Genomic DNA, 15,836 nt, shown 5'->3' with positions numbered 1-15,836 from the left:
GCAGATCGTCGATAGAGTCATGAACGAGTCGCAGTCACCGGGCGACCAGGTCGCCGAGGCCTGGCGTCAGCACCGCCCGTATCTGGTCAACCTTGCCTACCAAATGCTCGGGGATGTCGGTGACGCGGAAGACGTTGTGCAGGAGGCCTTCCTGCGGTTCTCGCGAGCCGACATCAACGAGATCGGGGACGTCCGGGGCTGGCTGACGGTGGTGGCAAGCCGGCTCTGCCTCGACCAGGTGCGCTCGGCCCGCGCCCGCTACGAACGCCCGGGTGAGGTCAGCGAGCTGCCCGCGCCCCAGCGCACCGACCCGGCGGACCGCGTCACCCTCGACGACGAGATCCGTACCGCGCTGCTCGAAGTCTTGCGCAGGCTCAGCCCGGCCGAACGGGTCGCCTTCGTGCTGCACGACGTCTTCGGCGTCCCTTTCGACTCGATCTCCGACACCGTGGGCCGCCCCGTCGGCACCTGCCGTCAGCTGGCGCGGCGTGCACGAGCCAAATTTCTTGCCGCGCAACCTAAAACGAACTCAGTCGCGTCTGCCGAGCATCAGCTCGTCACCGACAAATTCATCACCGCATGTGCCAACGGTGACCTCACCGGTCTGGCCGCCGTTCTGGACCCGACGGTGTGGGGCGTGGGCACGATCCTCGCCGACCCCGCGCCGCCGCCGCAGATCAACCACGGGCCACAGGCGGTGGCCACCAACCTGCTGCGCTACCTGTGGCCGGGCGTGACATTGGTCGTCGGCCCTGCCGGGGGGCCGGCCCTGTTGGCGTTCAGCGGGCGCCGTCTTTTCGCGGTCATCGTGCTCAGCATCCGCGGGTCCCGCGTGGTCAAGATCCAGGCCATAGCCGACCCGTCGGCGCGCGCGGGCCAGGTGGCCGAGTACACCTAGCCCGTCCGCCGATCCTCGGCGCGCGCCGCGAAGTACCCGGCGATAGTAGCCGTGACCTCGAGGAATTTCCGCCGCGTCGCAGAGGCCATTTCATGGCTCACATCGATGACGCCGCCCGGCCGCAGGTGCGGGTCGAACGGCACTTCGATCACGGGCCGGCCGTGATCGGTGAACTCGCGGGCCAGCAGCGCCCGCGTGCGCTTGTCGGCGTGGCCGTCTGAATCGTTGAGCACGACGACGCTGTTCTGCAGCAGCGATGCAAAGCCCTGATCGGCCAACCACTCCATGGTCCTGGCGGCCGCATTCGCCCCGTCCGCCCACGGTGAGGACACCACGATCAGCGCGTCCAAATCGCGCAGCGCCTCCTGGGTGACCGGGGCGTCCATCGTCGAGCCGCAGTCGATGACCGAGATCGCGAAATGCCGGTCGAGGCGCAGCGCGGCCTCCCGGTAGATCGCCGGGTCGAGCACGCGGCGCGGGCCGGTCGCGGGCTCGCCGCCGAGCACGTGCAGCCCGGCGGAGTTACGGCCCACCCGGGCAACCACGTCGCCGAAGGACTGCAGGTTCTTGTCCGCGGTCAGTTCCCAAAACGACCCCGTCGCCCCCGGGTCGATGCGGCTGCTGAGTCGGCCGAAGGCCGTATCGGCGTCGACGGCCACGACATGGTCTTGCCTGCGGAGTTCGGCGAACAGGGATCCGACGCTGGCGGCAACCGACGTCTTCCCTACGCCACCCTTGCCCAGGACGCCGACCTTGTAGTTGCCGACCAGGCGGGTCCGGATGGCGGCCTCGAACTGGGCGTCCTGCTGTTGTGCCGGCGACGGGCCCGGCTTGACGAGGCCGAAGGTCACGAGCCGCAGAACGCGCCGCCAGCCGCGGTCGGGCACGACGCTGGCCGGTGGCGCCGGCCGCTGGGGCGGTGCCTGTGGGTGCTGCGGCGGTGAGGGCGGGCGCTCCGGGGGTGGCGCCGGGGGCGGGAAAGCCGACGGGGGCCGCGGTGCGGCGCGCTGGCCGAGCGGGTGCGGCGGAGGCGGCGCACTCATGGCCGGGGGGCCGGGCGGGGGCGGCGGCGCGCCGCCCGGGGGCCGCAGACGGTCCCGCAGGAATTCGTCGCGCACGTTCATGGGCTCCTCGGGTGCCAGGCGGTCGATCGTCGGTTATGTGGTTGGTCCGGGGCCAGTGATTAGCGCCACGGGCCTTCCACCGGCGCCGGATGGGGACCAGTACCCGTCCAGTATCTCCTCCGCGCCTCGCGCCGCCACCGTGCAAACTTAGCAGCGCTTACTGCAGTACGCCCGCGGGCGGCTCGAGCTGCCCGCTGAGCACGATCGAGCGTCCTGGCGCGCGGGCCCCAGATGCTCCCTCGGGTGTTGCCAGCAAACATGTGGCGGCCCCGTATCCGGCGCACCGGACCGCTGACCGCGGCGCGACTGTGACGCAGGCGGCAGCCCCGGAACGGCCGGTCGGCGGGGTTGCCCACCGTCGGCCGCCGCGAAATTTACGGTGCTGCCGGGTGGCGGTTAGACTTGACGAAGTTGGCATGTCAGGCGGGTATTGTCATATCGTTTTACGACTTGTCGAGACCGGTTTCCAGGCCACCGTTCAGAGCTGCACGGACGCATCCCCAACAGGATGGTCTCCGCCTGGGGGACAGCCTATCGAGACAAGACCGAGGGGTCTTAGCCCGCAACCTCCGGGTACGGCCTCATCGAAGCAGCTGTTAACGCCGCTCGAAACGTTCAGGTGAAGGGTCAGGTGCATATGACGCCCAAGCGCGTCGGGTTATACAACCCCGCGTTCGAGCACGATTCGTGCGGGGTAGCCATGGTCGTCGACATGCACGGCCGTCGTAGCCGCGACATTGTGGACAAGGCAATCACCGCGCTGCTCAACCTCGAACACCGGGGTGCTCAGGGCGCCGAGCCGCGCAGCGGTGACGGCGCCGGCATCCTGATTCAGGTCCCGGATGAGTTCCTGCGGTCCGTCGTCGACTTCGAGCTGCCTCCGGCGGGCAGCTACGCCACCGGTATCGCCTTCCTGCCGCAGTCGTCCAAGGACGCAGCGGCTGCCTGCGACGCGGTGGAGAAGATCGCCGAAGCCGAGGGTCTGACCGTGCTGGGCTGGCGCAACGTGCCCATCGACGACTCCTCGCTGGGCGCGCTGTCCCGCGATGCGATGCCCACGTTCCGCCAGGTGTTCCTGGCGGGCGCGTCCGACATGACGCTGGAGCGCCGGTGTTACCTGGTCCGTAAGCGCGCCGAGCACGAACTGGGCACCAAGGGCCCGGGGCAGGACGGTCCCGGTCGCGAAACCGTCTATTTCCCAAGCCTTTCCGGTCAGACCCTGGTCTACAAGGGCATGTTGACCACCCCGCAGCTGAAGGCGTTCTACCTTGACCTGCAGGACGATCGGCTGACCAGTGCGCTCGGCATCGTGCACTCCCGGTTCTCCACCAACACCTTCCCGTCCTGGCCGCTGGCCCACCCGTTCCGTCGGGTGGCCCACAACGGTGAGATCAACACCGTCACCGGCAACGAGAACTGGATGCGGGCCCGCGAGGCGTTGATCAAGACCGACGTCTTCGGTTCGGAAGCCGACGTGGAAAAGCTGTTCCCGATCTGCACGCCGGGCGCCTCGGACACCGCGCGGTTCGACGAGGCGCTCGAACTGCTGCACCTGGGTGGCCGCAGCCTGGCCCACGCGGTGCTGATGATGATTCCCGAGGCGTGGGAACGCAACGATTCCATGGACCCGGCCCGGCGCGCCTTTTACCAGTACCACGCCTCGTTGATGGAGCCCTGGGACGGCCCGGCGTCTATCACCTTCACCGACGGCACCATCGTCGGAGCGGTGCTCGACCGAAACGGCTTGCGCCCGTCCAGGATCTGGGTCACCGATGACGGCTTGGTGGTGATGGCTTCCGAGGCCGGCGTGCTGGACCTGGACCCGGCCAAGGTGGTCCGCCGGATGCGGCTGCAGCCCGGCCGGATGTTCTTGGTGGACACCACCCAAGGGCGCATCGTCGCCGATGAGGAGATCAAGGCCGAGCTCGCGGCCGAGCACCCGTACCAGGAATGGCTCGACCGCAACCTGGTTCCCCTCGAGGAGCTGCCACAGGGCGACTACGTGCGGATGCCCCACGAGCGACTCGTCAAGCGGCAGTTGACATTCGGCTACACCTATGAGGAGCTCAACCTTTTGGTGTCGCCGATGGTGCGCACCGGCGCGGAGCCGATCGGTTCGATGGGCACCGACACCCCGGTCGCGGTGCTCTCGCAGCGGCCGCGGATGCTCTACGACTACTTCCAGCAGCTCTTCGCCCAGGTGACCAACCCGCCGCTGGACGCCATCCGCGAGGAGGTGGTGACCAGCCTGCAGGGCACCACCGGCGGCGAGTGCGACCTGCTGACGCCGACCGAGTACTCCTGTCACCAGATCTCGTTGCAGCAACCCATCCTGCGCAACCACGAGCTGGCCAAGCTGGTCAACCTCAATCCCGACGACGAGGTCAACGGGCGTCCGCATGGCATGCGGTCCAAGGTGATTCGCTGCCTGTACCCGGTCGCGGAGGGCGGCGCCGGCCTGGCCGCGGCACTCGACGACGTGCGCGCCCAGGCGTCGGCCGCGATCGAGGACGGCGCGCGCCTGATCATCCTGTCGGACCGCGAGTCCGACGAGCGGCTGGCCCCCATCCCGTCGCTGCTCGCCGTTGCCGGTGTGCACCACCATCTGGTGCGCGACCGGACGCGCACCCAGGTGGGTCTGGTCGCGGAGACCGGTGACGCCCGCGAGGTGCACCACATGGCGATGCTGATCGGATGCGGGGCGGCGGCGATCAACCCCTACCTGGCGTTCGAGTCGATCGAGGACATGCTCGACCGTGGCGCGATCGACGGCTTCGTCGATCGGCAAGACCGCGAGAAGGCACTGAACAACTACGTCAAGGCCGCCGGCAAGGGCGTGCTCAAAGTGATGTCCAAGATGGGCATCTCGACGCTGGCGTCCTACACCGGCGCGCAGCTGTTCCAGGCGGTCGGAGTCTCCGAGGAGGTGCTCGACGAGTACTTCACGGGGCTGAGCTGCCCGATCGGCGGGATCACCCTGGAGGACATCGCCGCCGACGTCGCCACCCGGCACCGGCTGGCCTACCTGGACCGCCGGGACGAGCGCGCGCACCGCGAGCTCGAGGTGGGCGGTGAGTACCAGTGGCGCCGGGAAGGCGAGTACCACCTGTTCAACCCGGAGACCGTCTTCAAGCTGCAGCACTCCACCCGCACCGGCCAATACAAGATCTTCAAGGACTACACCCGCCTGGTCGACGACCAGAGCGAGCGGATGGCCTCACTGCGCGGCCTGCTCAAATTCCGCGGCGGTGTGCGTCCCCCGGTTCCGCTGGACGAAGTCGAGCCGGCCAGCGAGATCGTCAAGCGCTTCTCCACCGGGGCAATGAGTTACGGATCGATCTCGGCCGAGGCGCACGAGACGCTCGCCATCGCGATGAACCGTCTCGGTGGGCGATCCAACAGCGGCGAAGGCGGCGAGGACGTCAAGCGTTTCGACCGCGACCCCAACGGTGATTGGCGGCGGAGCGCGATCAAGCAGGTCGCGTCCGCGCGCTTCGGTGTCACGTCGCACTACCTGACGAACTGCACCGACATCCAGATCAAGATGGCGCAGGGCGCGAAACCCGGTGAGGGGGGCCAGCTGCCCGGACACAAGGTGTACCCGTGGGTCGCCGAGGTTCGGCACTCCACGCCCGGTGTCGGCCTGATCTCGCCGCCGCCGCACCACGACATCTATTCGATCGAGGATCTCGCGCAGCTGATCCACGACCTGAAGAACGCCAACCCGTCGGCGCGGGTGCACGTCAAGCTGGTCTCCGAGAACGGGGTCGGCACGGTCGCGGCCGGTGTCTCCAAGGCCCATGCGGACGTGGTGTTGATCTCCGGCCATGACGGTGGCACCGGCGCAACCCCGCTGACGTCGATGAAGCACGCCGGTGCGCCGTGGGAGTTGGGCCTGGCCGAGACCCAGCAGACCCTGCTGCTCAACGGCTTACGCGACCGGATCGTGGTTCAGGTGGACGGCCAGCTCAAGACGGGCCGCGACGTGATGATCGCCGCGCTGCTGGGCGCCGAGGAATTCGGCTTCGCCACTGCGCCGCTGGTGGTGGCCGGCTGCATCATGATGCGGGTGTGTCACCTGGACACCTGCCCGGTCGGTGTGGCCACCCAGAACCCGGTGCTGCGCGAGCGGTTCACCGGTAAGCCCGAGTTCGTCGAGAACTTCTTCATGTTCATCGCCGAAGAGGTGCGGGAGTACATGGCGCAGTTGGGCTTCCGCACCCTCAACGAGGCCGTCGGCCAGGTGGGGGCGCTGGACACCACCCTGGCCCGCGCGCACTGGAAGGCGCACAAGTTGGATCTCACGCCGGTGCTGCACGAGCCGGAGTCGGCCTTCATGAACCAGGACCTGTACTGCAGCTCTCGGCAGGACCACGGCCTGGACAAGGCGCTCGATCAGCAGTTGATCGTGATGAGCCGGGAGGCACTCGATTCCGGCAAACCGGTGCGATTCTCCACCACGATCAGCAACGTCAACCGCACGGTGGGCACCATGCTCGGCCACGAGGTGACGAAAGCCTATGGCGGCCAAGGGCTTCCGGACGGGACCATCGATATCACCTTCGACGGATCGGCGGGTAACAGCTTCGGGGCCTTCGTACCGAAGGGAATCACCTTGCGCGTCTACGGCGACGCCAACGACTACGTGGGCAAGGGCCTGTCCGGGGGCCGGATCGTGGTCCGGCCGTCGGACAACGCCCCGCAGGACTATGTGGCCGAGGACAACATCATCGGCGGCAACGTGATCCTGTTCGGCGCGACCAGCGGGGAGGCCTTCCTGCGCGGGGTGGTCGGCGAACGGTTCGCCGTCCGCAACTCCGGCGCCCACGCCGTAGTCGAGGGCGTCGGTGACCATGGTTGCGAATACATGACGGGTGGTCGGGTGGTGATTCTCGGGCCGACCGGCCGCAACTTCGCGGCGGGGATGTCGGGCGGTGTGGCTTACGTGTACGACCCGAACGAGGAACTGCCCGACAACCTCAACATCGAGATGGTCGACACGGAGACCGTGGACCCCGACGACGCCGAGTTCCTGCACGGAATCATCCAGGCGCACGTCGACGCGACCGATTCCGCTGTCGGCCAGCGGATCCTGGCCGACTGGCGCTCCCAACTGCGCCACTTCGTCAAGGTGATGCCGCGCGACTACAAGAAGGTGCTGCAAGCGATCGCGGAAGCCGAGCGCGACGGCACCGACGTGGACAAGGCGATCATGGCGGCCGCGCATGGCTGATCCGAGCGGCTTCCTGAAGTACACCCACAGGGAACTGCCGAAGCGTCGGCCCGTCCCGCTGCGGTTGAAGGACTGGCACGAGGTCTACGAGGACTTCGACGAGGGCACCCTGCGTGAGCAGGCGACCCGTTGCATGGATTGCGGGATTCCGTTCTGCCACAACGGGTGCCCGTTGGGCAACCTGATCCCGGAATGGAATGACCTGGTGCGCAGGGGCCGTTGGCGCGACGCGATCGAACGGTTGCACGCCACCAACAACTTCCCTGACTTCACCGGCCGGCTGTGTCCGGCGCCGTGCGAACCGGCGTGTGTTCTTGGCATCAACCAGGATCCGGTGACGATCAAGCAGATCGAGCTGGAGATCATCGACCACGCCTTCGATGAAGGTTTTGTCGTCCCGCTGCCCCCGGACAAGTTGACCGGGAAAAAGGTCGCGGTGGTGGGCTCGGGCCCGGCCGGTCTGGCCGCCGCCCAGCAACTGACCCGCGCCGGCCACACGGTCACCGTTTTCGAGCGGGCGGATCGCATCGGCGGGCTGCTGCGCTACGGCATTCCGGAATTCAAGATGGAGAAGCGCGTCCTCGACCGGCGTCTGGACCAGATGCGGGCCGAGGGAACCGAATTCCGCGCGGGGGTCAACGTCGGCGTGGACATCACCGCCGAACAGTTGCGTGCCGACTTCGACGCGGTGGTGCTGGCCGGTGGCGCCACCGCCGGGCGGGACCTGCCGATTCCGGGTCGTGACCTGGACGGGATCCACCAGGCGATGGAGTACCTGCCGTGGGGGAACCGGGTGCAGGAGGGTGACGACGTTCTGGGGCCCGACGGCCAGCCTCCCATCACCGCCAAAGGCAAGAAGGTCGTCATCATCGGCGGCGGTGACACCGGGGCGGACTGCCTGGGTACCGCGCACCGGCAGGGCGCGACCATCGTGCACCAATTCGAAATCATGCCGCGCCCACCGGACACGCGCGCCGAGTCGACCCCGTGGCCGACCTATCCGCTGATGTACCGGGTGTCGTCGGCGCACGAAGAGGGCGGCGAGCGGGTGTTCTCGGTGAACACCGAGCGCTTCATCGGCGAAGACGGCCGCGTGACCGCGCTCAAGGCGCACGAGGTCACCATGCAGGACGGCAAGTTCGTCAAGGTCGAGGGCTCGGACTTCGAACTCGAGGCCGATCTGGTGTTACTGGCCATGGGATTCGTCGGACCGGAACGGGAGGGCCTGCTCACCGACCTCGAGGTCAAGCTCACCGACCGCGGCAACGTTGCGCGCGGGGGCGACTTCGACACGTCGGTTCCCGGTGTGTTCGTGGCCGGGGACATGGGGCGCGGCCAGTCGCTGATCGTGTGGGCGATAGCTGAAGGCAGGGCCGCGGCCGCCGCGGTGGACCGGTACCTGATGGGTGCGACCGCGCTTCCGGCGCCGGTCAAGCCGACCGCAGTACCGCTCCAGTAATCACACCAGTCACACCAGAAACACGCCGAGAATTATTCGGCGAGCCTGCCCTAGTTTGCCAGGACGTAGGTGTCTAATGGACCGCTGTGGGCTTCATGCCACAGAGGCCCCGGCTGAACAGACCGTCGCAGGAGTGGTCACTGTGCATATGAATCCATTACCTCGAACGCGGGTGGGGCGAATGGCCTGGTCGTGGCTTCGTCACCCGGTAAAGAGCCGCGAGTTTCCCGCCAAGCACGAACGTCTGGTCACCGCCGAGGATCTGCTGCTGTTCGGGGTATGACCAGCTGATGTGGCCGCGCACGGCGCCAGGGGGGTTTGCTCAAATCCTTTTCGGGCGAGCGGCCGGCGGTCAGCCGTCCAGCAGCCCCGAATCGCGGATGGCCTCGGCCAGCGGTGTCAGGACGGCCGGGTCATGCGGTGGATTGATGTACACGATGCCCAGGTCCAGGCCTTCGGCGGCCAGGCCGGCCGCCTCCCCGATGGCCTGCTCGTAGTTGCGCTCCTGGTCCAGGCGCAGGTGGGCCGACAGCGTGATCTCCTTGGGGTCGCGCCCGATCTTCTCGCACTCCGCGGCCAACACGTCGCGCTTGCGCGCGAACAGATCGGGCGGGCCGCCCGCGAAATTCCAGTGCTGCGCATAGCGTGCCGTGATCGGCAGGGTTCGCTTCTCCCCGCTGCCGCCGATACAGATCGGCGGATGGGGGCGCTGCACGCCCTTGGGCTCGTTGCGGGCACCCTTGAGCTGGTAGTACGTGCCGTCGAAGTCGGTCGTCTCCTCACTGAGCAGGCTGGTCAACACCTGGCACGCCTCCTCGAATCGATCGAAGCGTTCCCGCAGGCTGCCCAGCTCGATCCCGTAGGCGCCCGACTCCTCCTCGTTCCAGCCGGCGCCGATCCCCAGCTCGAGTCGCCCGTTCGAGATGATGTCCAGCGCGGCGACCATGTTGGCCAGCACGGCGGGGTGGCGGTAGTGGATCCCGGTGACCAGGGTGCCCAGCCGCAACCGCTTCGTCGCCTGCGCCAGCGCGGTCAGCGTCGTCCAACCCTCCAGGCAGGGCCCCGTGCTGTCGGAGAAGATCGGGTAGAAGTGGTCGAACGTCCACCCGGACTCGAAGACGTCGATATCGTCGGCGGCCTGCCAGACGGCGAGCATGTCGGCCCAGGTGGTGTTCTGCGGTGAGGTCTTGAACGCGAATCGCATGCAATCGACGTTAGTTGATCTTTATGAAGGGCAACTAAACTCAGCCGGGCGATGAGCTACTCCCCGGGACTCGACACCAAGATCACCCTGCTGGCGGCGGGTCTGATCTTTCTGCTGGCGTTAATCCTCGGGGTGTGGAAGTACCGGCAGATCATGACCGCCGCCGACCATCGCGCCCATCCCTACGTCGACATCGCGCACCGGGCGGCGTTGCTCTACTCGTTCGCGACGCTGCTGCTGGCGGTCTTCGTCGAGCTCAGCGCGTGGCCCGCGTGGGTCAACCTGGCCGCGGCCGGCGTGGTCGTCTTCTTCTTCGTCGGCGCCATCCTGAGCTACATCGGCCACGGGGCGCGCCGCGACACCGTCAACCAATTCGAGGATCCCGCCCCCGGCACCGGGCTGGTGATGGCGCTGCTCATCGCCGGCGAGATCGGGGGCTTCAGCGTCCTGCTCGCCGGTTTCGTCGTGGGCCAGCTGATCTGAACGGGATGGCGGCGCGTGGGCACACTGGAGCCATGGATCCCGTAGAGGCCTTGCGGCAGATCGCCTACTACAAGGACCGGAGCCGCCACGATCCCCGGCGGGTGATGGCGTACCGCAACGCGGCCGACATCGTCGAGGGTCTTGACGACGCGGCGCGGGAGCGGCATGGCCAGGCCAACAGCTGGCAGTCGCTGCCCGGCATCGGGCCCAAGACCGCCAAGGTGATCGATCAGGCCTGGTCCGGTCGTGAACCCGACATGCTGGTCGAATTGCGTTCGACGGCTGAGGATCTCGGCGGGGGCGACATCCGTGCGGCGTTGCGCGGGGACCTGCATCTGCATTCGAACTGGTCGGACGGGTCGGCGCCGATCGACGAGATGATGGCGGCCGCGTCCGCACTGGGGCACGAGTACTGCGCGCTGACCGATCACTCGCCGCGGCTGACGATCGCCAACGGGCTGTCGCCGGAACGGTTGCGCGCCCAGCTCGACGTCATCGACAGGCTGCGTGACCAGTTCGCCCCGATGCGCATCCTCACCGGGATCGAGGTGGACATCCTCGAGGACGGCGACCTCGACCAGGAGCCCGAGCTGCTCGAGCGCCTCGACGTCGTCGTGGCCAGCGTCCATTCGAAGCTGTCGATGGATGCCGCGGCGATGACGCGACGCATGGTGCGGGCCGTGTCCAATCCCCATGCCGACGTCCTGGGCCACTGCACCGGACGGCTGGTCTCCGGAAACCGGGGCATCCGGCCGGAGTCGAAGTTCGACGCCGAAGCGGTGTTCACCGCCTGCCGGGAGCACGGCACCGCCGTGGAGATCAACTCGCGTCCCGAACGCCGGGACCCGCCGACCCGCCTGCTCAAGCTGGCACTGGAGATCGGCTGCGTGTTCAGCATCGACACCGACGCGCACGCGCCCGGCCAGCTCGACTTCCTCGGCTACGGCGCGCAACGCGCCCTGGACATGGGCGTGCCCGTCGAGCGCATCGTCAACACCTGGCCGGCCGACAAGCTGCTGGAGTGGACCCGCTAGTCGGGTAGGTGCGGCATCTCCAGTCCCGGGTCGCGGCCCACGAGCACCGCGGGCGTGAGCGCGGACTTGCCGTAGCGGTCGCGCACCCGGTCGATCGCCGCGTCGATCGCGAGCCGGTTCTCGTCGTCGCCGAAGGGCAGCGTCAGCTGCTGGGCGCCGCTGCGGTCGATTCCCGACACCGCGAAACCGACCAGCGTCAGCCCGCGCTGCACGATCACGGGCGCTGCCGCCGCGACCAGCTGGCGGGCGGCGGCCAGGATCGGCTGCGTCGAGGCCGTCGCCAGCGGCAGCGTCCGCGACCGCGTCGCCCGGCCGAAGTCGTCGAACCTCAGGCGCAGCGTGACCGTCCGGCCGGTGCGCCCGGCGGAGCGCATCCGGCCGGTGATGCGGTCGATCAGGTTGACCACCACCGCGTCGAGCTCGGCTGGTGAGATGGTGTTGCCCGATCTGCCGAGCGCCCGTTGCGCTCCGACGGAACGGCGACGGACGCCGGTGGTCACCCGGCGGCGGTCGATGTTGCGGGACAGCGCAAACAGCTGGCGGCCCATGGCGCCGCCCAGCAGCGAGGCCAGGGTCGACTCGCTCAGCTCGGCAACGTCGGCGACGGTCACCAGGCCGTGGGCGTGGAGTTTCTCGGCGCTTTTGGCGCCCACGCCCCACAGGCGCCGCACCGGCAACGGGTGCAGGAAGGCCAGCTCCTGGTCGGGCGGCACCAGCAGCAGCCCGTCCGGCTTCGCCTCCTGGCTGGCGACCTTGGCGAGAAACTTCGTCCGGGCGATGCCCACGGTGATGGGCAACCCGACCCGCTCGCGCACGTCGGCACGCAGCCGCGCGGCGATCTGGACCGGCGTCCCGGACACCCGGCGCAGCCCGCCGACGTCGAGGAACGCCTCGTCCACCGAAAGCGGCTCCACGATCGGTGTGCAGTCGCGGAACACCTCGAACACGGCGTCGCTGGCGCGGCTGTAGGCCCGCATCCGCGGCGGCACCACCACGGCATGCGGGCAGAGCCGCCGCGCCTGGCCGCCGCCCATCGCGGTGCGCACGCCGTAGGCCTTCGCCTCATAGCTGGCGGCCAGCACGACCCCGCCCCCGACGATCACCGGGCGGCCCCGCAACGTCGGGTCGTCGCGCTGTTCGACGGACGCGTAGAAGGAATCCAGGTCCGCGTGCAGGATGGACGCGTCGCACCGCACGAACATATGTTCGCACGCGCCGGTGACGGCTAGCCGGATTCGCCGTAGATGCTGGACACCCAGATGTGGGTGAGGGTGTCGACCACCCGGTCCTCATCGACCGCCGGCGTCTCGGCGGACAGGGCGGCCATCATCGTGCGCTCGTTCATCTGGTTCAGCGAGGTGGCCAGGTCCGCGGCCGGAATCGTCTCCGGTGCGGCGCCGCGAGCGCGTTCGGCGGTGATCATGGCCGCCGTCTGGTCGATCCACTTCTGCATGAAGCCCAACCACACGACGCGCAGTTCGGAGCTCGTCGCCAGCGCTTCTGTCGCGGCGCGGGCCAGCCGGCGGTGTGAACTGAAGGCCGTGAAGAACGCCTTGATGCCGTTTCGCCACACCCTGCGCGGGTCCTCGGGCAACCGCTGCACCGCGCCGTCGAACTCGGAGTCGGCGCGCGCGATCACCGGTTCCAGCAGCGAGAGCAGCACCGCGTCCTTGGACTTGAAATAGAAGTAGAACGTCGGGCGCGACAGTCCGGCACCCTTGGCCAGGTCATCGACGGAGATGTCGGCGAACGAGCGCTGCTCCAGCAGCCGTTCGGCGGTCGCCAGGATCGCCTGCTCACGGTCGTCTCCCGAGGGACGGATTGCGCGGCGCCCACGCAGGGCACGGGTCTGGCCGGCGGTAGTCACGACCGTTACTTTACACAGTGTCGAAAGTTTCGACACAGCGTTGACTGCGTCGACACAGCGTTGATAACGTGGCCGCATGACTGAGCACCTTGACGTGATCATCGTGGGCGCCGGCATCTCGGGGATCAGCGCCGCGTGGCACCTGCAAGAGCGCTGCCCGACCAAGAGCTACGCCATTCTCGAGCGCCGCGACGACCTGGGCGGCACCTGGGACCTGTTCAAATACCCGGGCATCCGGTCGGACTCCGACATGTTCACCCTGGGGTTCCGGTTCAAGCCCTGGCACTCGGCGAAATCGATCGCCGACGGCGCCGACATCAAGGCCTATATCAACGAGGCCGCGGTTGAGAACAAGATCGACCGGCACATCCGCTACCGCCAGCGCGTCCTGGCCGCCGATTGGTCCGACACCGACAACCGCTGGACCCTCACCGTCGAGTCCGATGGCCAACAGCGCGAACTCACCTGCTCATTCCTGTTCGCGTGCACCGGCTACTACAACTACGACGAGGGGTACTCGCCCACCTTCCCCGGCGCCGACGACTTCGAGGGCCAGATCATCCACCCGCAGCACTGGCCGGAGGACCTCGACTACGCGGGCAAGAAGATCGTCGTCATCGGGTCCGGCGCCACCGCGATCACCCTGATTCCGGCCCTGGTGAACTCGGGCTCCGGTCACGTCACGATGCTGCAGCGCTCGCCGACCTACATCGGCTCGCTGCCCGGGGTCGACCCGTTCGCCGTGCGGTTCAACCGGTGGTTGCCGGACCGCTTGGCGCACATCGCCAACCGCTGGAAAGCGATCGCCTTCAGCACGTTCCAGTACCAGCTGTCGCGGAAACGCCCGGCCTACATGCGCAAGACGTTGATGACCATGGCCAAGCGACGCCTGCCGCAGGGCTACGACGTCGAGAAGCACTTCGGGCCGCGGTACAACGTGTGGGACCAGCGACTGTGCCTGGCTCCCGACGGCGATTTCTTCCGGACCATCCGGCACGGCAAGGCGGACGTGGTCACCGACACCATCGACCGGTTCACCAAGACGGGCATCAGGCTCACCTCGGGTGAGGAGCTGCAGGCCGACATCATCATCACCGCAACGGGTTTGAACATGCAGCTGCTCGGCGGGGTGAAGCCCACCAGGAACGATGAGCCGATCGAACTGACGTCGTTGATGACCTACAAGGGCCTGATGTTCTCCGGGGTTCCCAACTTCGCGATCACCTTCGGCTACACCAACGCCTCGTGGACGCTGAAGGCGGACCTGGTCTCCGAGTTCGTCTGCCGGCTGCTGAACTACATGGACGACAAGGGTTTTGACTTCGTCGAGCCGGAGCATCCCGGCGATGACGTCGACGAGCTGCCGTTCATGGACTTCAGCCCCGGGTATTTCCAGCGGGCGATGGACATGCTGCCCAAGTCAGGGTCGCGCGCACCGTGGCGGCTCAAGCAGAACTACTTCTTCGACATGCGCACGATCCGCCGCGGCAAGGTCGCCGACGAGGGTCTGCGATTCGCGAAAAGGCGGGCGCCGGTCGCCGTTTAGGGCTTGACGACGACGATGCCGTCGTCGTCGCTGTAGGCGATCTCCCCCGGCACGAACGTCACCCCGCCCAGCGTGACCTCGACGTCGCGCTCGCCGGCGCCGGTCTTGCTGCTCTTGCGGGGGTTGGTGCCCAGCGCTTTGATGCCGATGTCGAGGCCACGCAGCGCGGCAGCGTCGCGCACCGCCCCGTTGATGACCAGCCCGGCCCACCCGTTCGAGCGGGCCAGCTCGGCGATCACGTCTCCGACCAGCGCCGAATGCAGGGAGCCGCCGCCGTCGATGACCAGCACTCCGCCCGCACCCGGCTCGGAGAGCACCGATTTCAGCAGCGCGTTGTCTTCGAAGCAGCGCACCGTGCTGATGGGTCCGGCGAACTGCGGGCGGCCACCGAATTGGCGGAATTGGACGTCGCAGCTGCGGACGTCGGCTCCGATGTCGTCGACGAGGTCGGCGGTCGGCTTGAAGAGCACGGTCACGTCTGACACGGTAGCGGCCAGGTCCCGGTCAGCGGCGCCGCAGCTGCCGGATCAACAGGATCGCCAGCAGGCTGACGGCCAGGGCGACGATCAACGGCACCGGCGACTGGGTCAGGGCCGCCGCGGGAACCTCGGGAGAAACCGGGTTGTTGACGGCGTCGACAGCTGATTTCGCTTGTGCTGCAGCGTCTTTGGCGGCCGCCGCGAGGTCGCCGTTGCTTTCGATCCGGCGCTGCACCTCGACGGGCGGCTCGGCGGCCTTCGCCGGGGCCGCGGCGGCTTTCGCGGGCGCCTTCTTCGCGGGCGCTTTTTTCGCGGGCGCCTTTTTGGCGGGCGCTTTCTTCGCGGGCGCTTTCTTGGCGGGTGCCTTCGCGGTCTTCTTGACCGCCTTGGCCGGGGGCTTCTTTTCCGGCGGGGCGGCCGGCGCGGGCGGCTCCGGAGGCGGGTTCGATGCGTTCTCGGGTTCGCTGTTGGGTGGATCTTGCGGGTCTGCCATGCGGCCGCTCCTTGAG

At 68.0% G+C, this 15,836-nt stretch carries 12 protein-coding genes; 6 read left to right on the top strand and 6 right to left on the bottom strand.

All coding sequences use genetic code 11. The annotated features are described in order from the left end of the window. Positions 1-19 precede the first annotated feature (19 nt). The gene (gene sigI, locus G6N51_RS18395; RefSeq protein ID WP_083175806.1) at positions 20-898 is read left to right on the top strand and encodes an RNA polymerase sigma factor SigI; all 879 of its coding nucleotides are present in this window, start codon (positions 20-22) and stop codon (positions 896-898) included. Here the strand turns inward: sigI and G6N51_RS18390 are convergent. Continuing rightward, positions 895-2,022 carry a MinD/ParA family ATP-binding protein gene (locus G6N51_RS18390; RefSeq protein ID WP_174814329.1) on the bottom strand — a complete coding sequence of 376 codons (1,128 nt, stop codon included), beginning with the start codon at positions 2,020-2,022 and terminating at the stop codon, positions 895-897. The genes sigI and G6N51_RS18390 overlap by 4 nt on opposite strands. A gap of 637 nt (positions 2,023-2,659) precedes the next feature. Between G6N51_RS18390 and gltB the strand changes: the two genes are divergently transcribed. Together gltB and G6N51_RS18380 are read left to right on the top strand one after the other, a co-directional pair. Next, positions 2,660-7,255 (top strand): glutamate synthase large subunit, encoded by a 4,596-nt coding sequence (gene gltB / locus G6N51_RS18385; protein ID WP_083175886.1) that lies wholly within the window; start codon positions 2,660-2,662, stop codon positions 7,253-7,255. Beyond that, entirely contained in the window at positions 7,248-8,714 is a 1,467-nt protein-coding gene (locus tag G6N51_RS18380; protein ID WP_083175852.1) for a glutamate synthase subunit beta, read from the top strand. Before gltB ends, G6N51_RS18380 begins: the two co-directional genes overlap by 8 nt. 352 nt (positions 8,715-9,066) lie before the next feature. Here the strand turns inward: G6N51_RS18380 and G6N51_RS18375 are convergent, their stop codons facing one another. Further along, a complete protein-coding gene (locus G6N51_RS18375) occupies positions 9,067-9,918 on the bottom strand; it encodes an LLM class F420-dependent oxidoreductase (protein ID WP_083175854.1) in 852 nt (283 codons plus the stop codon). Positions 9,919-9,969: 51 nt separating this feature from the next. Between G6N51_RS18375 and G6N51_RS18370 the strand changes: the two genes are divergently transcribed. Both G6N51_RS18370 and G6N51_RS18365 read left to right on the top strand, forming a co-directional pair. Beyond that, entirely contained in the window at positions 9,970-10,401 is a 432-nt protein-coding gene (locus G6N51_RS18370) for a hypothetical protein (protein ID WP_083175856.1), read from the top strand. Positions 10,402-10,433: 32 nt separating this feature from the next. Continuing rightward, entirely contained in the window at positions 10,434-11,435 is a 1,002-nt protein-coding gene (locus G6N51_RS18365; protein ID WP_083175858.1) for a PHP domain-containing protein, read from the top strand. Here the strand turns inward: G6N51_RS18365 and dinB are convergent. Together dinB and G6N51_RS18355 are read right to left on the bottom strand one after the other, a co-directional pair. Continuing rightward, positions 11,432-12,637 carry a DNA polymerase IV gene (gene dinB / locus G6N51_RS18360; RefSeq protein WP_083175860.1) on the bottom strand — a complete coding sequence of 402 codons (1,206 nt, stop codon included), beginning with the start codon at positions 12,635-12,637 and terminating at the stop codon, positions 11,432-11,434. The two genes, G6N51_RS18365 and dinB, sit on opposite strands and share 4 nt — an antisense overlap. 23 nt (positions 12,638-12,660) lie before the next feature. Then, positions 12,661-13,302 carry a TetR/AcrR family transcriptional regulator gene (locus tag G6N51_RS18355; RefSeq protein ID WP_083175862.1) on the bottom strand — a complete coding sequence of 214 codons (642 nt, stop codon included), beginning with the start codon at positions 13,300-13,302 and terminating at the stop codon, positions 12,661-12,663. A gap of 76 nt (positions 13,303-13,378) precedes the next feature. Between G6N51_RS18355 and G6N51_RS18350 the strand changes: the two genes are divergently transcribed. Then, on the top strand, positions 13,379-14,848 hold the full coding sequence (locus G6N51_RS18350) for a flavin-containing monooxygenase (RefSeq protein WP_083175864.1): 1,470 nt from the start codon (positions 13,379-13,381) through the stop codon (positions 14,846-14,848). Here G6N51_RS18350 and rraA read toward each other — a convergent pair. Continuing rightward, positions 14,845-15,324 carry a ribonuclease E activity regulator RraA gene (rraA, locus tag G6N51_RS18345; RefSeq protein ID WP_083175866.1) on the bottom strand — a complete coding sequence of 160 codons (480 nt, stop codon included), beginning with the start codon at positions 15,322-15,324 and terminating at the stop codon, positions 14,845-14,847. The genes G6N51_RS18350 and rraA overlap by 4 nt on opposite strands. Before the next feature lie 28 nt (positions 15,325-15,352). Then, entirely contained in the window at positions 15,353-15,820 is a 468-nt protein-coding gene (locus G6N51_RS29450) for an Rv3852 family protein (protein WP_083175868.1), read from the bottom strand. Positions 15,821-15,836 lie beyond the last annotated feature (16 nt).

This window comes from Mycobacterium paraseoulense (assembly GCF_010731655.1).
GTDB lineage: Bacteria > Actinomycetota > Actinomycetes > Mycobacteriales > Mycobacteriaceae > Mycobacterium > Mycobacterium paraseoulense.
This window is presented reverse-complemented; position numbering and strand designations above follow the sequence as displayed.

Coding starts and splice junctions, on each gene's coding strand:
- gltB (WP_083175886.1), top strand. CDS start 2,660: ATGACGCCCAAGCGCGTCGGGTTATACAACCCCGCGTTCGAGCACGAT.
- sigI (WP_083175806.1), top strand. CDS start 20: ATGAACGAGTCGCAGTCACCGGGCGACCAGGTCGCCGAGGCCTGGCGT.
- G6N51_RS18350 (WP_083175864.1), top strand. CDS start 13,379: ATGACTGAGCACCTTGACGTGATCATCGTGGGCGCCGGCATCTCGGGG.
- G6N51_RS18380 (WP_083175852.1), top strand. CDS start 7,248: ATGGCTGATCCGAGCGGCTTCCTGAAGTACACCCACAGGGAACTGCCG.
- G6N51_RS18370 (WP_083175856.1), top strand. CDS start 9,970: ATGAGCTACTCCCCGGGACTCGACACCAAGATCACCCTGCTGGCGGCG.
- G6N51_RS18375 (WP_083175854.1), bottom strand. CDS start 9,918: ATGCGATTCGCGTTCAAGACCTCACCGCAGAACACCACCTGGGCCGAC.
- G6N51_RS29450 (WP_083175868.1), bottom strand. CDS start 15,820: ATGGCAGACCCGCAAGATCCACCCAACAGCGAACCCGAGAACGCATCG.
- G6N51_RS18390 (WP_174814329.1), bottom strand. CDS start 2,022: ATGAACGTGCGCGACGAATTCCTGCGGGACCGTCTGCGGCCCCCGGGC.
- dinB (WP_083175860.1), bottom strand. CDS start 12,637: ATGTTCGTGCGGTGCGACGCGTCCATCCTGCACGCGGACCTGGATTCC.
- G6N51_RS18365 (WP_083175858.1), top strand. CDS start 10,434: ATGGATCCCGTAGAGGCCTTGCGGCAGATCGCCTACTACAAGGACCGG.